The 20,682-nt window shown below is 67.2% G+C and carries 15 protein-coding genes, 1 tRNA gene and 1 pseudogene; 9 read left to right on the top strand and 8 right to left on the bottom strand.

What is annotated here, in order from left to right:
• Positions 1 to 64: 64 nt before the first annotated feature.
• On the bottom strand, positions 65 to 1,171 hold the full coding sequence (locus ACWEO2_RS40955; RefSeq protein WP_452410304.1) for a branched-chain amino acid ABC transporter substrate-binding protein: 1,107 nt from the start codon (positions 1,169 to 1,171) through the stop codon (positions 65 to 67).
• A gap of 306 nt (positions 1,172 to 1,477) precedes the next feature.
• Here ACWEO2_RS40955 and ACWEO2_RS40950 point away from each other — a divergent pair, with 306 nt between their 5' ends.
• From ACWEO2_RS40950 to ACWEO2_RS40920, 7 genes are all read left to right on the top strand, one after another.
• The gene (locus ACWEO2_RS40950) at positions 1,478 to 2,386 is read left to right on the top strand and encodes a dihydrodipicolinate synthase family protein (protein WP_452410303.1); all 909 of its coding nucleotides are present in this window, start codon (positions 1,478 to 1,480) and stop codon (positions 2,384 to 2,386) included.
• A gap of 144 nt (positions 2,387 to 2,530) precedes the next feature.
• Entirely contained in the window at positions 2,531 to 3,559 is a 1,029-nt protein-coding gene (locus ACWEO2_RS40945; RefSeq protein ID WP_452410302.1) for an ornithine cyclodeaminase family protein, read from the top strand.
• Positions 3,560 to 3,589: 30 nt separating this feature from the next.
• Positions 3,590 to 5,035, top strand: coding sequence for an aldehyde dehydrogenase (NADP(+)) (locus tag ACWEO2_RS40940; protein WP_452410301.1), 1,446 nt, complete (start codon positions 3,590 to 3,592; stop codon positions 5,033 to 5,035).
• A 60-nt stretch (positions 5,036 to 5,095) separates the two neighbouring features.
• A complete protein-coding gene (locus ACWEO2_RS40935) occupies positions 5,096 to 6,088 on the top strand; it encodes a proline racemase family protein (RefSeq protein ID WP_452410300.1) in 993 nt (330 codons plus the stop codon).
• A gap of 31 nt (positions 6,089 to 6,119) precedes the next feature.
• Positions 6,120 to 7,298, top strand: coding sequence for an NAD(P)/FAD-dependent oxidoreductase (locus ACWEO2_RS40930; RefSeq protein ID WP_452410299.1), 1,179 nt, complete (start codon positions 6,120 to 6,122; stop codon positions 7,296 to 7,298).
• On the top strand, positions 7,295 to 7,645 hold the full coding sequence (locus ACWEO2_RS40925; RefSeq protein WP_452410298.1) for a (2Fe-2S)-binding protein: 351 nt from the start codon (positions 7,295 to 7,297) through the stop codon (positions 7,643 to 7,645). Before ACWEO2_RS40930 ends, ACWEO2_RS40925 begins: the two co-directional genes overlap by 4 nt.
• A complete protein-coding gene (locus tag ACWEO2_RS40920; protein WP_452410297.1) occupies positions 7,645 to 9,156 on the top strand; it encodes an FAD-dependent oxidoreductase in 1,512 nt (503 codons plus the stop codon). Before ACWEO2_RS40925 ends, ACWEO2_RS40920 begins: the two co-directional genes overlap by 1 nt.
• Before the next feature lie 497 nt (positions 9,157 to 9,653).
• On the opposite strand, the gene ACWEO2_RS40915 is transcribed toward ACWEO2_RS40920, so the two are convergent.
• A complete protein-coding gene (locus ACWEO2_RS40915; RefSeq protein WP_452410296.1) occupies positions 9,654 to 10,913 on the bottom strand; it encodes a lipase family protein in 1,260 nt (419 codons plus the stop codon).
• A gap of 524 nt (positions 10,914 to 11,437) precedes the next feature.
• On the opposite strand from ACWEO2_RS40915, the gene ACWEO2_RS40910 reads away from it, so the two are divergent.
• Positions 11,438 to 12,961 carry an alpha/beta fold hydrolase gene (locus ACWEO2_RS40910; protein ID WP_452410295.1) on the top strand — a complete coding sequence of 508 codons (1,524 nt, stop codon included), beginning with the start codon at positions 11,438 to 11,440 and terminating at the stop codon, positions 12,959 to 12,961.
• Between the two features lie 1,122 nt (positions 12,962 to 14,083).
• Here ACWEO2_RS40910 and ACWEO2_RS40905 read toward each other — a convergent pair.
• The 6 genes from ACWEO2_RS40905 to ACWEO2_RS40880 all read right to left on the bottom strand — a co-directional run bounded on the left by ACWEO2_RS40905 (position 14,084) and on the right by ACWEO2_RS40880 (position 20,079).
• Positions 14,084 to 14,599, bottom strand: a complete 516-nt coding sequence (locus tag ACWEO2_RS40905; RefSeq protein WP_452410294.1) for a VOC family protein — start codon at positions 14,597 to 14,599, stop codon at positions 14,084 to 14,086.
• A 75-nt stretch (positions 14,600 to 14,674) separates the two neighbouring features.
• Entirely contained in the window at positions 14,675 to 15,889 is a 1,215-nt protein-coding gene (locus ACWEO2_RS40900; RefSeq protein ID WP_452410293.1) for an FAD-dependent monooxygenase, read from the bottom strand.
• Positions 15,890 to 15,934: 45 nt separating this feature from the next.
• Complete coding sequence (locus ACWEO2_RS40895; protein WP_452410292.1) at positions 15,935 to 19,048, bottom strand: BTAD domain-containing putative transcriptional regulator; 3,114 nt, start codon at positions 19,046 to 19,048, stop codon at positions 15,935 to 15,937.
• A gap of 132 nt (positions 19,049 to 19,180) precedes the next feature.
• The gene (locus ACWEO2_RS40890; RefSeq protein WP_452410291.1) at positions 19,181 to 19,336 is read right to left on the bottom strand and encodes a hypothetical protein; all 156 of its coding nucleotides are present in this window, start codon (positions 19,334 to 19,336) and stop codon (positions 19,181 to 19,183) included.
• A gap of 391 nt (positions 19,337 to 19,727) precedes the next feature.
• Positions 19,728 to 19,803 (bottom strand) — tRNA-Thr (locus ACWEO2_RS40885).
• A gap of 69 nt (positions 19,804 to 19,872) precedes the next feature.
• Complete coding sequence (locus ACWEO2_RS40880) at positions 19,873 to 20,079, bottom strand: hypothetical protein (protein WP_452410290.1); 207 nt, start codon at positions 20,077 to 20,079, stop codon at positions 19,873 to 19,875.
• 493 nt (positions 20,080 to 20,572) lie between these two features.
• Between ACWEO2_RS40880 and ACWEO2_RS40875 the strand changes: the two are divergent.
• Positions 20,573 to 20,682: pseudogene (locus ACWEO2_RS40875) on the top strand (AMP-binding enzyme); the annotation flags it as partial.

Here is a 20,682-nt window from a genome sequence, read left to right as displayed (position 1 = left end):
CCAGCCGGAGAGGGTGATGCGGCTGGCTCGCCGGCGCGGGCCATTGGCGCCCGCGAGCCGAGGGTCACTTGTTGAGCGCGAAGGTGTTGCCCTGGACCACGAGGATGCCGAAGCCGCCCTCGCTGAGGGTGTGCTCCGGGGTGAACTTGAGCTTGCCGCTGAAGATCGGGAACCCGTCGATCTTCTCCAGCGCGGCGACGATGTCGCTGCCCTTGGTCGAGTTGGCGTTCTTGATCGCCTGGGCTGCCACGCGCACGGCGTCGTACGACTGCGTCGAGTAGGGCCCGGGGTCGGCCTTGAAGGCGGCCTTGTAGTCGGCGATCCACTTCTCGCCGCCAGCAATCGTTTGCGGCGTCTGCGTCATGGTCGCAAACACGCCCTGGGCGTTGGCGGCACCTGCGATGGAGATCATCTGCTCGTCGACGGATCCGTCCGCGACCATGATCTTGCCGGTGTAACCCGCCGCGCGCAGCTGCTTGATGAGCAGCCCGCCCTCTTGGTAGTAGCCGGTCCAGTACACGAAGTCCGGCTTCGCGTTGAGGATCGAGGTCACCGCAGCGGAGTAGTCCGATTCGCCAGCGGTCACCGACTCGTGGTCCACGACCTTGACCGATCCGACTGCGCCGAGTTTGTCCCCGGTGCGGGTGCTGATGTCCTTGGAGTACGACGTGTTGTCGTCTGCCAGCGCAACGGCCTTGACGCCGGAGGACTTGATGAAATCGACCGCCGCTTGGGCCTGCTGGGCACCGGTGCCGTTGAGCAGGAAGACATTCGACAGCTTGCTCTTGACCAGGTCGTTGGAGTTCGCGGCCGGGATGATCATCGGGACGTCGGCCTTGTTGAAGATCGAGAGCGTCGGCAGGGTCGCCGACGAGCAGTAGCCGCCGACCGACACGGTCACGCCCTCCGTGACGAGCTTGGCGGCCGCCGACGCTGCTGTCCTCGGGTCACACGCATCGTCCTCGGGGACGAGCTGAAGCTTGCGACCGAGCACACCGCCGGAGGCGTTGATCTCGTCGATCGCGAGCTGCGCGCCGTTCTTCATGTACGGCCCGATCGCGGCGCTGCTGCCGCTCAGCGGTGCCGCCATGCCCAGCCGGATGTCGCCCTTTCCGCCGTCACCGCCGCCGCCCGCCGCCAGACCGCCCCCGCCACAGGCAGACAGGGTCAAAGTCAGAGCGACTGCCGCCGTGGCGCCGATCCACGTCTTACGAATCATGTGTATCTCCACTCCTGGTCAACGCCTCGGGCGTCAGGTATCCGGCGCTGAACCACTGCGACTGCGGTGTGACTTTGCTGGAACCGAGGCTCAGCGTAGAGACCGAAATCGGCTAGTGCAATAGCACATTGCATAAAGTTCAAACCGGAGGCAGACTGAAGCCGGCGACCCGGAGGCTAACCGACCGAGCCTCTTGCGAATCGCAGTGCAATATCACATTCTATTCGTGCGCAACCTTGATCCAGGAGGCTTCACAACATGACCATCTCGAAAGAGAACCCCTGGCGCGGCCTCTACACCGCGACCGCACTGCCGTTCAACGACGACCTCAGCGTCGACTACGACGGCTACGCCAGGCACGTCGCATGGCTGGCCGCCAACAGCACGGACGGCGTGTGCCCGTCCGGCTCGCTGGGCGAGTACCAGACGCTGACCCCCGAAGAGCGCGCCCGCGTGGTCGAGGTGGCGGTGCAGGCCTCGCCCGAAGGGTTCGGCGTGATGCCCGGCGTGGCGGCGTACGGCTCGCGGGAGACCGTCCGCTGGATCGAGCAGGCGGCCGAGGCGGGCGCCCAGTCGGTGCTGATGCTTCCGCCGAACATCTACCGTGCGGACCGTCAATCGGTGCTCAACCACTATCGCGAGGCTGCCAAGGTCGGGCTTCCGATCGTGGCGTACAACAACCCTTACGACACCAAGGTCGACCTGACCCCGGACCTGCTGGCCGAACTCCACTCGGAGGGTCTGATCAAGGCGGTCAAGGAGTTCTCCGGCGACGTTCGCCGCGTCTACGAGATCCAGGAGCTGGCACCGGATCTGGACATCCTCATCGGCTCCGACGACGTCGTGGTCGAGTTCGGCCTGGCCGGCGCGGTCGGCTGGATCGCGGGCTACCCCAACGCGATTCCCGAGGCCACCGCCAAGCTGTACCGGCTGGCAACCTCCGGCAATGTCGAGGACCTGAAGGAGGCCATGCCGCTCTACCGCGACCTGCACCCCCTGCTGCGGTGGGACTCGAAGACCGAGTTCGTCCAGGCGATCAAGCTGTCGATGGACATCGCCGGCCGCAAGGGCGGTCAGTGCCGCCCGCCGCGCAGCCCATTGACCGCCGAGCAGACCGAGGCGATACGCCGCGACACCGAGGCCGCTCTGGCCAAGGGCTACCGCTGATCGTAGTTGGGCGTGTCTGTCGATCCCATGCCATGGAGTAGCCGGCCGGCATCGACAGACACACCTTAGGCAAGCAGCCCAGGATCACAGTCGAACGATCCTGTGTTGCTGATGAGGGGCGAGAGCCTCGGAGAGGAAGAGATCATGATGGCACCCAGTGGGCAGTCTGCCGGCGCAGGTGGTCGTTGGACTGGTCCGGCCCACCTCAGCGCAGTCGCCATCGCGGACCTCGTCGACGGACCCAGTGCGGTCCGCGTCCTCACCGAGGCTCTCGTATCAGGGCGCGTCGATCCCGAACAGGACAGCCCGAGGCTCTTCGCTCCCGCCGGGCCGGGCGCCGAGTTCCTGATGATGCCCAGCGCTACCGGCGGCGCGTCGGGGGTCAAGGTCCTCACCCTCGCGCCGGGCAACCCCAAGGAGGGACACCCGAACGTCCAAGGCGTCTACGTCTTGTTCGAAACCGAGCACCACGCGCCACTGGCGGTTCTCGACGCTGCGGAGCTGACACTGGTGCGCACCCCGGCCACTACGGTGATGGCCGCCCAGCACCTCATCGCCGCCCACCGCGGCGTAGACCCCGAATCCGGGGTACGCGCACAGCGGGTGGTGGTCTACGGCACCGGCCCGCAGGCTGAGCGCCACATCGCGTACCTCAACGCCGTCCTGCACCCTGACGACATCGCCGTGGTGGGACGCCGCCCCGAAAAGGTAGACGCGCTCGTCGCACGGTCGGCTGCTCTCGGCGCTCCTGTCCGACCCGCCGACGCCGCACGGGACCTGTCGCGGGCGGACCTCATTGTCTGTGCCACGTCCTCCCGCACACCCCTCTTCGACGTCGGCGACATACCCGGCGATGCCGTGGTCTGCGCGATCGGCGTACACGGCCCCGACAAGCGCGAACTCCCCGCGGAGCTGGTGCTCAATGCCGACGTCGTGGTGGAGAGCCATGCCGCGGCGATGCGTGAGTCGGGCAACCTGCTCCTTGCCCGGCCAGCGACCGAGTGGATCGCGGACGCTGAGTGCGGACACCCGCTGGCCAACCTGACCGAACTGGTGACCGGCCGCTTCACCCCGTCGCCCGGTCGCCCGGCGGTCTTCTCCGGAGTGGGCATGGCCTGGGAGGACCTGGTCGTGGCGCAGCATGCCTACGACCGCTACCGGCAACGCGCGTGACGCACCACAATCTCTGTCGACGTTGGAGGAATGATGTATGACACCCGCACCGACCGCATCGACGATATCGTCCGCGGTGCGCAACGGGCCGCAACGCAGTGGTCCAGCCGAACCCGCACCGAGCGCGCCGCAGTGCTGCGGGCCGTTGCGGACCGGCTCGATGGGGCCGCCGACATCCTGGTCCCGCTCGCCATCCGGGAGACGCACCTCACCGAGCAACGGCTCCGCGGCGAGCTGGCGCGTACGACGTTCCAGCTGAGGCTGTTCGCCGAGACCGTGAACGAGGGCGGCTACCTGGACGCGCGCGTGGACCACGCGGATCCGGAGTGGTCGATGGGGCCGCGTCCGGACCTGCGGCGTACCCGCGTCCCCTACGGCCCGGTGGTAGTGTTCGCCGCCTCCAACTTCCCCTTCGCGTTCTCCGTGGCCGGCGGCGACACCGCCTCTGCCCTCGCTGCCGGATGCTCCGTGATCGTGAAGGCACATCCGGGCCATGTCGAGCTCTCCGCCGCGACGGCGCAGGTGGTGACCGAGGCATTCGACGAGCTCGGCGCACCGAGCGGGCTCCTGCAGATCGTCTACGGCCAAGAGGCCGGGGTGGTCGTGCTGACGCACTCGCAGGTGAAGGCTGCGGCGTTCACCGGCTCCATCCCCGGCGGGCGAGCGCTGTTCGACCTGGCGTCGTCGCGCCCGGAGCCGATCCCGTTCTACGGCGAGCTCGGGTCGGTGAACCCGGTGTTCGTCACTGCTTCCGCGGACGCCGACCGCGGCGTGGACATCGCCGCCGGGCTGGTCGGGTCCTTCACGCTGGGCGCGGGCCAGTTCTGCACCAAGCCGGGCGTGGTCCTCGCACCCGGCGACTCCCACTTGTTGGCATCGTTGCGCGCCGGCGCGCTACCGTCGGCCGTGCCGCTGCTCAACGACAAGATCACGGCCGGCTACCTGAGTGGCCAGCAACAGCTGCGCCGGCATCCCGCTGTCACCGTGGTCGCCGAGGGGGAGGATCCGCTCAACGACCCGCCCGCTCCGGCCATCCTGTCCACCTCGGTGCAGGACCTGTTGGCCGACCCGGAAGCGCTGCTGGCCGAGTGTTTCGGCCCGACCGTGCTGATCGTCGAGTACGCCGACGAGCAGCAACTGGTCGAGGTCGCAGAGCAGCTGGAGGGACAGCTCACCGCGACCCTGGTGGCGAACGAGGACGACCAGATCGTCGGGCAGCTGACGACCATCCTGGCCTCGAAGGCTGGTCGACTGCTGTGGAACCAGTGGCCCACGGGGGTCTCGGTGACCTACGCCCAGCAGCACGGAGGCCCTTACCCGGCAACCACCGCTGCCGGGACCACCTCGGTCGGCACCGCCGCCATCGATCGGTTCACCAGGCCGGTGGCCTATCAAGGATTCCCCGACTTCCTGCTTCCGAGCGAGCTGCGCGACGACGCCGACGTACCGCGCAGAGTTGACGGGAAGCTGAGCTGATCCGCACCGCTGGAGCATCCGAGAAAGGGCAACATGAGGACAACACGCATCATTCACGCTGTGGACTCACACACCGAGGGCATGCCTACGCGCGTCATCACCGGCGGCGTCGGAGTCTTCCCCGGTGCCACGATGGCGCAGCGCCGCCAATGGTTCATCGACAACAACGACGAGCTGCGCACGCTGTTGATGTTCGAGCCGCGCGGCCACGCCTCCATGTCCGGATCGATCCTCCAGCCCCCTACCCGGCCTGATGCCGACTACGGCGTGCTCTTCATCGAGGTCTCGGGGCTCCTTCCGATGTGTGGCCACGGCACCATCGGTACGGCGACTGTGCTGGTCGAGACGGGGATGGTCCCCGTGGTCGAGCCGGTGACCACGATCCGCCTCGACACCCCGGCCGGTCTCGTCGTCGCCGAGGTCGCCGTACGAGACGGGCACGCGGAGTCGGTCACCATCACGAACGTGCCGTCGTTCAGCCTCGCGCTGGACCAGGTCGTCAAGGTCGAGGGGTACGGCGACGTCCGCTACGACATCGCGTTCGGTGGCAACTTCTACGCGATCGTCGACCTCGACGACCTCGACCTGCCGTTCGACCGGGCGGCGAAGCAGCGGCTGATCGACGCGGGGCTGGCCATCATGGACGCGATCAACGAGCAGGCCAGGCCGGTGCACCCGGAACGCTCGGACATCAACGGGTGCCACCACGTTTACCTGAAGGCGCCGGGTGCCACCGCCCAGCACTCCCGGCATGCCATGGCGATCTACCCCGGTTGGTTCGACCGGTCGCCCTGCGGGACCGGCACCAGTGCCCGGATGGCACAGCTGCACGCGCGGGGCGAGCTCGACCTCCACACCGACTTCGTCAACGAGTCGTTCATCGGGTCCACGTTCGTCGGCCGGCTCGTCGAGGAGGTCGAGCTTTCGGGCACCGAGGACGGCGAGACGATTCGTGCCGTCGTACCCACCATCACCGGACGGGCATGGGTCACCGGCACCGCGCAGTACATGCTCGATCCCACCGACCCATTCCCCGCGGGGTTCCTGCTGTGACCGCACTTTCCGGGCCTCCTGGGAGGGTGGCATGAGCGATCACCTGCCCAAGGGCGCAGAAGTCGTGGTGATCGGCGCGGGTGCGGTCGGCGCGGCCTGCGCGTACTTCCTGGCGCGGGAAGGCTTCCGCGTGCAGGTGCTCGAGCAGGGCCAGGTTGCGGCGGGGACCAGTAGCGCGTGTGAGGGCAACCTGCTGGTGTCGGACAAGGAGGCCGGCCACGAGCTGGACCTGGCTCTGTACTCGCACTCGGTGTGGCACGACGACCTGGCCGAGTTCGGTCAGCTATGGGAGTTCGAGTCCAAGGGCGGCTTCGTCGTCGCGTCGAGCCCCGAGGGCGCTGACGCGCTACGGGAACTCGGCACCCGTCAGCGCCTGGCGGGCATCGAGACCGTGGACGTCGACGCAGCCGACATCCGCCAGTACGAGCCGAACATCCGCACCGGCCTGGCGGCAGCCGCGTACTACCCGCAAGACGCCCAGGTGCAGCCCATGCTTCTCACCGCCCATCTGCTGCGGCTGGCACGAGGCATGGGGGCGGTCATCTCGACAGGTATCGAAGTCACCGGGATCGAGCACCGTGACCTGGGTGGCGAACGACGGGTCAAAGCCGTGCGCACCAGTCGAGGAACGATCGCCTGCGACCACGTGGTGAACGCCGCCGGCACCTGGGCGAGCGAGATCGCGGCGATGGCCGGGGTCGACGTACCCGTCCTTCCCCGGCGTGGCTTCGTGCTGGTGACCGAGCCGCTGCCGCCCACGATCAACCGCAAGGTGTATGCCGGCGAGTACGTCGCCTCGACGCACTCCTCCGACGAAGGCCTGCAGACCTCTACCGTGATCGAGGGAACGCAGGCCGGGACCATCCTGATCGGCTCCTCGCGGGAGCGGGTCGGGTTCGACCGCACCGTGTCGTTGCCGGTCCTGCGCGAGATCGCGGCCAAGGCACTGGCGTTGTTCCCCTCGCTGGCCCGGGTCCGCATCATGCGCACCTACCTGGGGTTCCGGCCGTACTGCCCCGACCATCTGCCCGTGATCGGCCATGACTCCCGCCTCACCGGGATGTGGCACGCGACCGGACACGAGGGCGCCGGCATAGGGCTGTCGGTCGGCACCGCGAAGCTGTTGGCTCAGGCCATGGCCGACAAATCGCCGGACCTGGACCTCTCCCCCTTCGCCCCCGCTCGCTTCTCGGCTGGTGACCACGCATGACAAGACATCCGAAAGCCCAGGCCGGTCCGCGGACAGTCGAGGACGGCGGCACGTCCGTCGTACACCTCACCCTCGACGGCCAGGAACTCCGCGCCCACCCCGGCCAGACCGTGGGTGCGGCACTCATCGACGCCGGGATCCAGTCCTGGCGCACCACCCGGAACAACGGCCGCCCCCGAGGCCTCTTCTGTGGCATCGGGATCTGCTACGACTGCCTGATCACCGTCGACGGCGCACCCAATCAACGCGCCTGCCTCGTCCCCGTCCGCGAAGGCATGCAGCTGAGCACGACCGCTGCGCCGGTCGGTGCGGCAACTGACGCTCCAAACGACGGAGGGACAAAGTGATGAGCACCAACCCGACCCCGGCTGGACAAACGGTCGGCGCATTTGACGTAGCCGTCGTCGGTGCCGGCCCAGCCGGCCTGGCGGCCGCCGTAGCTGCGGCGGACCGGGGCAAAACCGTCGTGCTGGTGGACGCCGGTGCCCAGATCGGCGGCCAGTACTGGCGTCATCCGGACGAACGCGCCCCACGTGGGCCGGAGGCGGAAGGCCATCACGACTGGAAGCTGTTCACCGAGCTTCGTGAGAAGCTGCGCCGACACCGGCAGATGGGCGCGGTGGTGCACCTTCCCAATGCCCAGGTGTGGTTCGTGGAGCCCGCGGCGCCGACCGACGCCGATGACCGGGAAGGGGGCTGGACCCTCCACCTCACTTCGACGATCGTGGGCGTCGCCGCCGCCGAGGCGACGCCCAGGCTCGTCGTCGCCGCCAGGCTGATTCTCTGTCCAGGTGGGTACGACCGCCAGCTGCCCGTCCCCGGTTGGGACCTCCCCGGAGTGATGGCTGCCGGCGGCGTACAAGCCCTGCTGAAGGGTCACCGCACACTCGCCGGTCAGCGCGCTGTCGTGGCGGGAACAGGCCCCTTCCTCCTACCGGTCGCCAAGCAGCTCGCCGATGCCGGAGCGACAGTCGTGGCCGTGTGCGAGGCCAATACCCTGACCGGATGGGCGCGCCACGCCCGCGCCGTGGCAGCCCTTCCTGCCAAGGTCGCCGAGGGTGCGGAGTACGCCCTGGCGCTGGCCCGCCACCGGATCCCGTACCGGACGCGCACCGCGGTGATTCGCATCGATGCCGATCCCACCGGCACCAAGGCGGTCCAACTGGCCCGGCTTGATGATGCGGGGCGAGTTGTCGGCCCCACGACAACCGTTGACGTAGACCTGGTCGCCCTGGGCTGGGGCTTCACCCCTTCGATGGAGCTCATCACCGCGGTGGGCGCCCAAACCAGGATCGACGTCGACCAGTCTCTCGTCGCCGTCGTCGACGACTCGCAGCGCAGCACCATGCCAGGGGTGTACGTAGCCGGCGAGGCAACCGGAGTCGGCGGGGCGCTGCTTGCGGTAGCCGAGGGTGAACTGGCCGGGATCGCGGCGGCCGACGCGCTCGAGGACCACGCCATGCATATTCGTCGACTGCGTGCGCGCATCCAGCGCCTCCGTGTCTTCGCCGCCGCCATGCACCAGGCACACCCGATCCCGGCGCGCTGGCACGAGTGGCTCACCCCGGACACCACGATCTGCCGGTGCGAGGAGGTCAGCTTCGACAGCGTCTGTCGGGCCCGCGACGAGCTCGGCGCCACCGATGTACGGACTGTCAAACTGCTGGCGCGGCCAGGAATGGGCTGGTGCCAGGGGCACGTGTGCGGATTCGCCACAGCCGAGCTGGCCGCTGCCGCCGAGGACCGACCTCTCACCGCGGAGGATCTGCGACCGCTGGCCAAGCAGCCCCTCTGCGCCCCCATAGCCTTGGAACTTCTGGCCCAGGTCACCTCGAAATCCACCGACGCGGCCCGCTGATGAGCGAGGAAGGGCTTGCTCTCGACGCGGGCGGACACGTGTTCGGCCGTGCCGGTCGGAGGACCCAGAACTTGGTGTCACGTGACGGCATACCTCGAGGAACCAGCCATCCCGCAGAGCGGCACATGGCGCTGAACGCCTCCTCTCGAACGCAGACAACACTCGGAGCGCTGCTGCCACCCAGCGTTCGAGCGAGGATCCGCGCTCGGGCGACCTCGAACCGATCGCCGAGGTGGTGTGCGTGCGATGGCCTCTGTCCACAGAGGCTTGGCGCGAATAGGTAGGCGGATCCGGTGTCGCGCTTGGCTTCCAGACCTTCAGCGCCTCCTCGATGCCGACCTTGTCGATGAGCTCGGCCCACCACTGGGCCTCGGTGTACTCGTCGAAGGTTCCCGGGGACTCGACGCTGGTTGTCGGTGTCGTTAGTAGTAGAAGTAGACATGCCCGCCGACGACGGCGGCGGCGGTGCGTTGCGCTCGGCCTGACGGGACCGGCGCTTACTGCACCACGCACCCCGGGGCTTGTGGGGTGCCGGCGAAGCGGTCGGCGAGGAAGTTCATGCCGCCCATGGCCTCGCCCGCGGCGGCTCCGATGTGCGTCGGGAACAGCGAGTGGATTGCGGTGAGGGTGGCGCCCTGAGCGCAGTAGCTATCGACGAGGGCGGTATAACCGGCGACGGGGATCTTCTCGTCGGCGACGCTGTGGTACAGGTACAGCGGGGTGTCGGGGGCGGTGCGGCCGAGTTCGTTGGGCGTGGCGGCGTTGCGGAAAGCGGGATGCGCTAGCAGGTTCGGCACCGTGGCGAAGTCGTCGACGTGGATGTCGGAGTATTTCTGAGCCAGATCCGCACCGCAGGCGGAGGTGTCTGCGGTGAGCAGCGCGCGGCGGCCTCGGTCGTTCAGCAAGTCGGCCAGCCGGGAGTCGGGTTCATTGCGGGCCAGCCCGAGCAGGATCAGAATCGCCCCTGCATCACCGTCGGCGCGTTGCGCCACGGCCGGGATATCGGTGGGGACTCCGCCGGCGCTGGTGCCGACGAGTCGCACGTCTGGTGCGTATTCCTGACGCAACTGCGTGGCCCACAGCGTGGCGAAGGCTCCGCTCGAGTATCCAAAGGCGCCGATCGGGCTCGAGGCATCGATGCCGGCTGGCAGGAAGGACCGTGCGGCCCGGATTCCGTCCAGGACTCCACGTCCGGATGTCACGCCGTCGAAGAGTCGGGACTGCGGCCCTTCGAAATCGCTGACCACGACGGCCCATCCACGCAGCAGCGCCTCCGCGATGAACGGCGCATCCTGCATGGCGCTCGCCATGTCGGTGGCGCGTCCGCCGCGCAGCGTGGACGACGGCGCGCACCGGGTGTCGAGACTGTTCTCGGGTACCTGGTACGACAACACCGGCCGGGGCCCGTTCCAGGGCACCGGTGGCACCAGCACCGTCGTCACGTCCAGCTGCGGATGCTCTTCGGAATCGGTTGTGCGATACCGCAATTGCCACGCCGCCACCGGTATCGGCATACCGAACAGTGAGATCGTGCGCGCCCCGAGCACCGCGCCGTTCGGATGTGACGCGAGATCGGCGGGTGCGGCATAGAAGGGATCGTCACCGGGGGACAGCACTGCGGCTCGCGCGACGACCGGCGTCGACAATGCTGCCGCCAGCATGATCATGACGAGCGTGAGGGGCGCAAGCCATAGCCGGCCGATCCGCCACCACATCACTGGTTGCCAGGGCGTGCCGTCGACCGGCAGACCAGGCACATCGGTAGCCGAACACGCTGTGCGGCAAGCATTTTTCCGATACGTCGACAACAGATGCCCGGATTCCATCACGCCTCCCGCGTCCAACTATCCGACGCGCAGGCACTCCGGGCCTGCACCAACCGGTTACAACACTTGGGGTTTGGATCACGGTAGCATAACGATTTCATATTTACATTTATAAAGTTTTCAACAAAGGTTGCGGCCGCCCAGAAAGGCGAAAAAAGCTCTCCTGGACCGATGAGATACGCGAGTGTTTGTTCGCGACATGGCAGGCAATTGCTTGGCATACGACGCCATCGCAACCAGTCTGTGATTTGCACACGTCGGCTCGCGTCGCGAAACCCGATGTTGGAGGCACAAGATCGATCTGACCGGGGCAAGCATGGGTGACGATTCTAAAAACCTCGGCTTCGCCGAGCCCGTTTCAGCAAACGTCTGTATGGTGCTGGTCCGAGACCCCCGGAAATGGCTGTGCGACGGAATCAGGGATGCGTACACGGAGGTCGCGGGCAGGAGATGCAATGCCGATAACATGGATTCGATGGCTCGTTCTCGGGGTCATATCGGTAGCCGCATTCGCCACATTGCCCATGGGACCGGCAAGCGCCGACCCGGTCGATGACATCCCAGGTGAGCTGGAGTCGTTCTATCACCAGCAACTGGACTGGAAGCCGTGCAATGACGCGGTGCTCGATGGCGCGGGGGCTCAATGCGCAGGCGTTGTCGTACCGCTCGACTACAACCGACCGGACTCACGCACGCTGACCGTAGCGATCTCGCGCATCCCAGCCACCGACCCTGCCCAAAGACGCGGGATCATGCTGTCGAACCCCGGCGGTCCCGGCGGTCCGGGCCTGAGCATGATGGTCGACCTCCAGGATCGGCTCACACCGGATGTCCGTGCCCGGTACGACCTGATCGGCATGGACCCGCGTGGTATCGGCCGATCGGACCGGGTGAATTGTGCGCTGCCGCTGCCCACCATGATGTTCTCAGCCGGCTTCGATGCCCTCGGCTACGCTCGCGACGCCACCCTGGCCGCCGCGTTGGCTGCGTCCTGCATGGCACCCGATCCCGAGAAGGCCCGCCACATCACCACCCGCAATACCGCCCGGGACATGGATGTCATCCGCAGCGCATTCGGCGAACGCAAGCTCAACTACTACGGCGGCTCCTACGGCACCTACCTGGGTGCGGTGTACACGCAGATGTTCCCGCAGCACAGCGATCGGATCGTGCTGGACGGCGCCATCGACCCGGACCGCTACTGGATCGGCACATACCAGGACATGGGCGCTGTCAACGAGGCCGGGCTCGACGACTGGGCGATCTGGGCGGCCCGCCACGACGCCGACTACCACTTCGGCAGCAGCGGACCGCAGGTCCGTGCCTTTGTCGAGGACATGATCCGACGTGCCGCCACACATCCGGTGATCGGCAACGGCTATCTCATCGATGAACACACCGTGCCGGTGATGCTGATGGCGATGCTGTCGAATCCACAGAAGAACACCAACCTCGCCGAGGTCGTGCGGGTCGTGGCCGACGCAGTGTCCGGGCTGCCCATCGACATGAACCAGCTGAAAACGAAGATCAGCGGCCCCGTTTCGCTGGACGCCTCGGGCATGGCCGCAGTCATGTGCGGCGACAAGGCCGCACCCCGAGATCCGGCCTGGTATCGCCGCAACATCGAAGACGTCCGAGCCGCCCAGCCAGTGTTCGGCGCGTTCGCCAACAACATCACCGCCTGCGCGTTCTGGCCGGACCCGATCGAACCACCCACCGCAGTGCACAACTCGACACCAGCCCTGATCTTGCACGCAACCCGCGACACCCGCACCGCCTACCAGCAAGGCCTCGCACTGCACCAGGACCTGACAGCATCACGAATGGTCACACTGGCAGACACCCGCGTTCACGGCATCCTCCGCGCCGACCTGAGCCAATGCGTGAACGACGCCGTCAACACCTACTTCCGCGACGGCACCCTCCCCGACGCCGACCTCACCTGCCAACCCGACCCCAACTATCTCCCCGACTTCTAGCTGGTGTACTTGAACGACTTATTGATCCACACGGGGCCGGTATCCCGATCGACACCCCACGGTCAGCTCACCAACCTCGCTCGGTCGCGTCATCGACGCCAGACAGAACTCCGTCCCGGCATGCCACCGCTCAGGCATGGCCGATGGGAACAGCGCGTACTCGGTGGGCTCGAAGAGCACCATCTCCGGTGAGTCATGGCACGGGAGCCGGGTGCCGATGCACGGGTTGTAGGTGAACAACAGCTTCGGCCGCATCTGCGCCGCCGCGGCCATTGCCGCAGCGAAGAACCCATGCTTCGGGATGTTTCACCGCTGTTGCCCTTACTCCTCCAGATGCAAACCCATGCGGCGTCGCCCCCAAGGTCGCCATACCCGGACCATCCCTCCACCGCGTGGGTTTCATGGAAAGCGTTGCCTTCCATTACGAATATGGCGACGGGTTCTCCCTGCTGTCCGACGAGATGCGGGACGAGTACGCCCGCCGCCATGTGATGGCGAGCACCGCAATACTTTTCATCTGATCTATCCAGCTTTTCGGGGGTAGGCGAGTCATGCCCAGCGACGGTTATGACAGAGATCGGGAGTCCTCCGACAACAACGCACGCGGGTGGATCTGGGAGAACGGCACCGACCGATATTTCCGCGACCGCGAGAACAGCTACGTGAAGCCGTTGCGGGAACAGGAGTTACAGACTTCCGACGAGAATCGCCGCTACGACAAACAGCGGGGCCCCCAGAAAAGGCCCTGTGCGCGCCATCGAGGACAAGTCGGGTGAGATCGGCGGCCGTAAGGATGAAAGCCAGTTGCGCCGCGATTACGAGTTGCTCCGAGACGCCAAGGTCGAACACCTGCTGTTGCGGTCGGTGCAGGGGGAGACGATATCGAAACCGGCACAGAAGCTGATCAAGGATTTACAGCGCGACTCCCCCGACAAGTTCACGCAACAGATCATCTCGCGAGAGGATGCGCGTGAGATCTGGGCGCGAGGACTGCAACAAGAGACGGGTCAACAACTCGAATTGCCCGGTGTCGGCGAGAAAGCGCGCGGGAAGGCATGTTGTCGTTCCTGGAGCGGCGACCGGCGCGGTTCACCGGCCGATAGGAAACTGACAATCTATCCGCTACCGGCCCTGCGACCACGGATTCAGGTAGCCGTTCGGAATCATGCTGTCGAACAGCGTGCGCGCATCCGCGGGCAGTCGCAAGAGCTCGATGTAGGAGCCGAGCGGGCCGCCGGGAAGGTAGGCGAATTCCATGCCGATCTCCGCGACGGCGCAGTGTTGCATGATTTCGGTGCCGGCCGCCCGCGCCTGCGCCAGTGCGGCATCGAAATCGTCTGGTACCCAGGCGATGTGGTGCAGACCGGGGCCGGACTGTGCGAGCGCTTCGGTGTACAGGTTCGCACCCGAGACAGGTGCGATCAATTCCAGTTGCTGCCCGCCTGCGTAGCCGAGTGAGCTGTCGATGGTGTAATCGGCCGGTGCACCGCGATAGCGGCACGTATCCGGGCCGAAACGCATGCGGGGCATCCGAACCCACTCGTCGACTCCGTAGCGTTCAGTGAATTCGCGTTCTGCCGCGTCGATGTCGTGGACAACCCACGCCAACTGGAAAATCGGGCCGGTTGCGATACTCATTCGAGTGCTCCTTCTGTGTCACGGATCAGCTGGTGAAGAAGAATCCCGCCCGGAATGGGGGCGGTGCGGGTGGGGTCAGTAGTCGGCGAGGCGGATGGCGTTGGCCGCGCGCTCGAGCGGCTTGATGATCGGGCGCAGCGCCAGGCCCTTCCACGGCATATGCCGCAGCATGCGCAGCATGGTGGTCTGGGTACGGATCGCACGCTGGTCGGCTGCCACCATCTGAGTGGCGTTGTTCCAGCCCAACGTCAGGTTTCGGGTGACGTAGTCCTGCATGGCGCGTTGGTAGCGATCGAACGCGATGTTGTGGTCGCCTGCGGCCGCTTTCAATTCGCCCGCAAGGACATACGCGCCGACCAAGGCCATGCTCGTGCCCTGCCCGGACAGCGGCGACGGGCAGTAGGCGGCGTCGCCGACAAGTGCGACGCGACCGTCGGACCACTGGTCGAGATGGATCTGGCTGACCGAGTCGAAGTAGAAGTCGGTGGATTCGGGCATGGCGCGTACCAAGTTCGGTGTCTCCCAGCCGGCGCCGGTGAAGGCGTCGGCCACCAGTTGTTGCTGCGCGTCGCGGTCGCGCCGGTCCGGCAGTTGTTCCGGCGCCTGGAAGATGAACTGGGCTTTGGCCGTGGTGCGCCGGGTGCTGTACACCTGCACCACTCGCCCGGGAGTCGGATGGACCAGTTCCCAATGGTCGAGATCCAGATAGTTCGGCACCGAGATCACACAGGCCGCCATGCCGGTATGCCGGGTGAATCGCTCCTCCGGCCCGAAGGCGAGGCGGCGCACCGCCGAATGGCTGCCGTCGGCGCCGAGCACCAGATCGAACACGCGCGGCTCGGCGTTGCGGAATCGCACGGTGACGCCGTCGGTTTGCTGCACCAAGCCGGTGATCGAGTCGCCGAACAGGTACTCGACCCCGCCTTTGGTGGCGTCGAACAGGATGTGAGCGAGATCGCCACGCAGTACCTCGTCGTCGCCGGGAGACCGCAGTCCGATCAACTCGGGTCCCAGTGTGGCCAGCGCCTTACCCGTGTCGTCGACCCAGGCACCGCCCCGCATCGCCGTCGAGGCCTTGCGGACTTCCGGCATCAGCCCCATCCGATCGATAACATCCATGGCCACGCCGCGAATGTCGACCTTGTAGCCGCCCTCCCGTAGCGTGGGCGCCTGCTCGACGACGGTGACGGTGAACCCATGACGGGTCAGCCAGAAGGCGAGTGCCGGACCGGCGACGCTCGCGCCGGAAATGAGGACTGTCTTGTTGGTGAACTGTCGTGTCGCTGTCATGGGAACAGCGTCGGCCGCGGCGCTCACCACGCCCTCACCATCGGCTCACCGCCACTCACCGAGCAGTGCCGCCACCTCCTCCACCGAGCGTCCGATGCCACGGTCGAAGGCGATACGGAACGCCTGTTCTCCGAGTTCGGTGCGGCACCGTGCGACGGTGTCGGCCGCCTCGCCATCGCCCGCGTCGGGCATTCCACGCAGCGCCTCGGCAGCGCCGAGCAGCAGCGCGCCCCGGGCGGTCTCGCCGAGCGCAGCGGCGACCCCAGCCAGGCCGACCACCGCGGCTGCGGCCACCGAACGGGATCGGTGACGGGTCAACGCGAACGCTTCGCGGTGCGCCGCCAGCCCAGCTTCGATGTCTGCTTCGGCGAGCGAGACCCAGCCCAGTCCGATCAGGCTGCGCGCCCGGGCCTCCGCCATGCCGACCGAACCGTTGTCGGGCAGAGCGACGGCCGTGCCGTAGTACTCCCGGGCACCGGGCAGGTCGCCCGCCGCCCGGCCCAGGTCGCCGAGCCCGCGTATCGCATTGGCGTACGCGTCCGTTGCGCCCGCCACCCGGGCCGATTCGGCGGCGCGGTGGTAAGCCGCACGAGCTCCGTCCGCGTCGTGGCAAGCAGCCGGCCCGCGAGCGAGAATGTCACCACGCCGGTTGAGCAGGTCGGCGGCGTCGTCGCCTGCGCCCAACTCGGTTTGCAGGACTACGGCCTCATCGATCAGGTCGAGCGCGGCTGTTCGTTCACCGCGCCAGTCGGCGACGGCGGCGAGCTTGTCGAGGGTGGTGGCGATCGCCCAGCGGTCGCGGGTGGCACGGAAACCCGCCAAGGCACACCAGAGCTCGGGTTCGGCCACCAGTGGCTCACCGGACATCAGCAGGCGCAATCCCGTGCCCAGCCGCAGGAATGCCTGCGACCATTGGTCGGGACCGAAGAGCAGGCGCTGCCGTTCCGGAGGCAGGTCGAGCAACCCGCCGACTGTTGCCAGCAGGAACACCAAATGTGGCCGCTGGAGGGGGCTTTCGACACTGGATAGGGCCGCCGCCGCCCGGTTGACAGCTACCAACGGCCCGGTTCTCGCCCGCGCGGCGACCGCCACGCACAGACCATGATCCTCGACACTTGTCGCCGGATCGAGTGCGGGAAGTAGTGCGCCGGCGAGTTCGACGGTGCCGCCGGGGTGACCGCGCAGCCACCAGCACCATGCGTGGGCAGCGATGAGTCGTTGCGCCAGTACCGGATCGGCGTTCACCGACCAGCGCAGCGCGACCTGCATGTTGTCGTTTTCGACGCTCAGTCGTGTCAGCCAGTCCAGCTGGTCCGGGCCGCGCAGCTGCGGATCGGCCCGCTCGGCCAGGCCGGTGAAGAACCCCGCGTGGGCACGTTGCAGCTGTTCACGTTCGCCGGATTCGGTCAAGCGGGCCAAACCGTAGGCACGGATGGTCTCCAGCATCCGGTAGCGGCCACCGTGTACTTCCACCAGCGATTTGTCGGCCAAGCTGGCGAGCAGCTCGTCGGCATCGTCGAGCTCGCAGACAGACGCCGCGGTGGCGGCGGACGCGCCGCCGGCGAAGACCGCGAAGCGCCGCGCCATGAGGCGTTCGGCCGGTTCGAGCAGATCCCAGCTCCATTCCACTACCGCCTGTAGCGTCTGATGTCGTGGTTCGGCGGTTCGGTCTCCTCGTGCCAGCAACCTGAACCGGTCGGAGAGCCGCCCGTCGATCTCGTCCACATCGAGGTTGCGCAGACGGGCGGCGGCGAGTTCCAAGGCCAGCGGCAAGCCGTCCAGTCGCGCGCAGATGCGCCGCACGGTCGTGATGGTGCCCGCGTCGATGGCGAATCCGGGCCGCACCGCGGCGGCGCGGTCGGCGAACAGGCGGACCGCCGCGCAGCCGAGCTGGTCGGACAGCGGCGCTTCGGCGGGCGCGATCGGCAGCTGCCCGATCGAGAGGACGGTCTCGCCTGTGATGCGCAAGACTTCCCGGCTAGTTGCCAGCACCCGCAGGCCTGGGCAGTCGCGCAACAACCGATGGACCAGCCGCGCGGCGTCGAGCACCAGATGCTCACAGTTATCGAGAATGATCAGTGCGGACCTGCTGGCAAGCATGGCGCGCAGCCGGGTCTCGGCATCTTCGCGCTCACCGGTGCCGTGCCCGGCGGTGGTACGGCCGCCGAGTGTCGCCGCGATCTCCTGCGCCATCTGCGCGCCGTCCACCAACGGCGATAGATCCACGAAACACACCTCGCCTCGAGCCCGGGCGCCGACCTCCAGCGCCAGTCGGGTCTTGCCGGTGCCACCTGTGCCCGTCAATGTGACCAGACGCGCCCGAGCGAGCAACACCGCGATCTGCGCCAATTCGTCGTCGCGGCCGACGAAACTCGTGAGCTGGGCTGGCAGGCGGCGCATCAAGGCCGCGGTGGCGGTGTCCCCGCGCAGAACCGCCAGGTGTGCCCGCGTCAGCTCGGCCGAGGGATCTGCCCCCAGCTCATCAGCGAGCAGCCTGCGGCCCTGCTCGAACAACTCCAGCGCCTCCGCTTGACGGTCGGTGCCGGACAACCCGCGCATCAGCAGCGCCCGGGCCCGCTCTCGCAGCGGATGTGCGGCGACGAGTTGTGTCAGTATCGCGACCACCGCTCGGTGGTCGCCCAGCGCTAGCCCGGCCTCCGCGCGATCCTCCTGCACCGCCAGCCACGCCTCGGTGAGTCGGGTGACCATCGTCGCGGCGAACGGCGCATCACGTACGTCGGCCAGCGCGGCACCCCGCCACAGCCCGGTAGCCTCGTCCAGCAGCGCAGCCGCGGCAGCGGAATCCCCGTCACGCAACGTGGTTCGACCGTCCTCGGCCAGCCGAACGAACCGGTGCGCGTCCACCATGCCCGGGTCTATCGCGAGCCGGTAGCCCGCCGTCGAGGACTCCACCAGTTCGTCGGCGCCCGCTGTGCGCAGGGCCCGCCGCAGCCGCGACACCTGGGACTGCAGCGCATGCCCGGCGTCGCCAGGCGGGTCCTCCCCGTAAAGATCGTCGATCAACCGATCCCGAGACACAACACGCCCGGCCTCCGACGCCAACACCGCCAGCAGCGACCGCACCTGCGGCCCACCAACCGCAACCGGACTCCCGTCGGGCCGTCGCACCTCTACTGGACCCAGGATCCCGAACTGCACGATCGCCAGTATGGCCCGGTGATCGACAGTCTGGCGCGTGGGTGGGGTCGCAGCTGGGGACGGTCAGTGCCTGACCAAGATCGCGCGCTGTGTGGCGAGAGTCGATTTCGGCGGAGGGGTCTTCGGCCGTGCTCACGGTTGCTCGGTCGCGATGGCGGGGCGGACGAAGACGGGTTTGTGGCCGACCTCGGAGATCGCTTGGTCAACGGTGTCGAAGGGGATCACGTCGCTGATGATCAGTTCCGGGTGCATGCGGCCGCCCGATAGCAGGTTCAGCACCTCGGGCATGTGCGCGCGGGCGTTGCAGAGCGCGCTGCAGAAGTGAATGCCTTTCATGTGCATCGCGTGCGGGTACAGGGAATTCGATATCGGTGAAGTAGAAGGAGCTGCTCTCGACATGACCGCCGGGAGCTGTCGCCGAGATCGCGTCTCGGATGCGCGGCGTGATCCGGGTTAAGGGCGATCTGATATTCGTGGTCGCCGCGGTCGAATTCTTCGGGAGGGCTGGTCCGGGCGCCCAACTCGGCGCCGATGCGGCATCTATCGGCGTCGCGGTCGAAGGCGGTGGGCGCCGCGCTCTTCCACTGAATCACGGCGGGCGCCCTTCGAGCGTTGGCACACTCTCGGCACACTGGGCGCCCCGCGCGGTGTGTGCGGATTAGGGAAATGGTCTCTGACCTGGAGCCGCCTGGGGGAATCGAACCCCCGACCTTTTCATTACGAGTGAAGCGCTCTACCGACTGAGCTAAGGCGGCGTGCCTTTCGGCGTCGCGAGTCTATCGCCTCGGCGGTCGGATCGCGAAAACGGGAGGTCAGCGCCAGAATCATCCCCTGACGTGCACCGCCGAAAGTCGCCGAACTCCGTCATGCATGTAGCCGGGCACTCGGTCATCACAGGTTCGGTCTGGTGGGCCGATCGAGGCGCCCTCGTCGGCCTCCGCGTGGGTCTTGATCACCCGGTGGCGGTGCAGTATCTCGGGGTTGGCGCCCGACCACGCGGGCGAACCGGCGTTGAGGGTGTTCGCTGCCACCTGACCCATCCTGCAGTCCTGTGACCATTGGCAGTCGGTCGGTGGCGGCTGCCTCAGTCCGAATTCGCGCGAATCCTTCGGCGGACTCGAAGTCTCCTTTGTATGTGCCGACGATCCGGTCGGCACAGGACTGGAGGTCGAGATGGATCGATGCCCTCCCCCTCGATCAGCGGCAGGTCCTGATCACGCGGGACATACCGGGTTAGAGCGGGCCAGTGGTTGCCGACGCGCTCGGTCTGAGCCTCGCCGCGATGAAGTCCCGGCTGCATCGCGCCGCGCTGCGCGAAAACCAGGCCTGACATGGATCCCGGAAGAGAACCGGACATCTGAAGGACCGGCGAATCGGTCGCCGCAGTACTGACCCGAGCAACCACCGAGCCTCGCCGGGCACTCGGGTCAGGGTGGCTCTGCGGCTCAGCTGCGAGGTCACCCCTCATCGAAGAGGTAAAGGACGTCCGGAGGGTTCAACGTATTTCCCTCCGAAGTCGAGGCCGTCCTACACACCTTTCCCGGCGTGATGGACTGCGCGGTCATCGGCATCCCCGACGAGAAATGGGGCGAAGCCGTCACCGCCGTCATCGAACCCAAGAACAACGCCGACAT

This window comes from Nocardia sp. NPDC004278 (genome assembly GCF_053602975.1).
The sequence above is the reverse complement of the archived record's forward strand: the minus strand, read 5'-3'. Positions and strand labels throughout refer to the sequence as shown.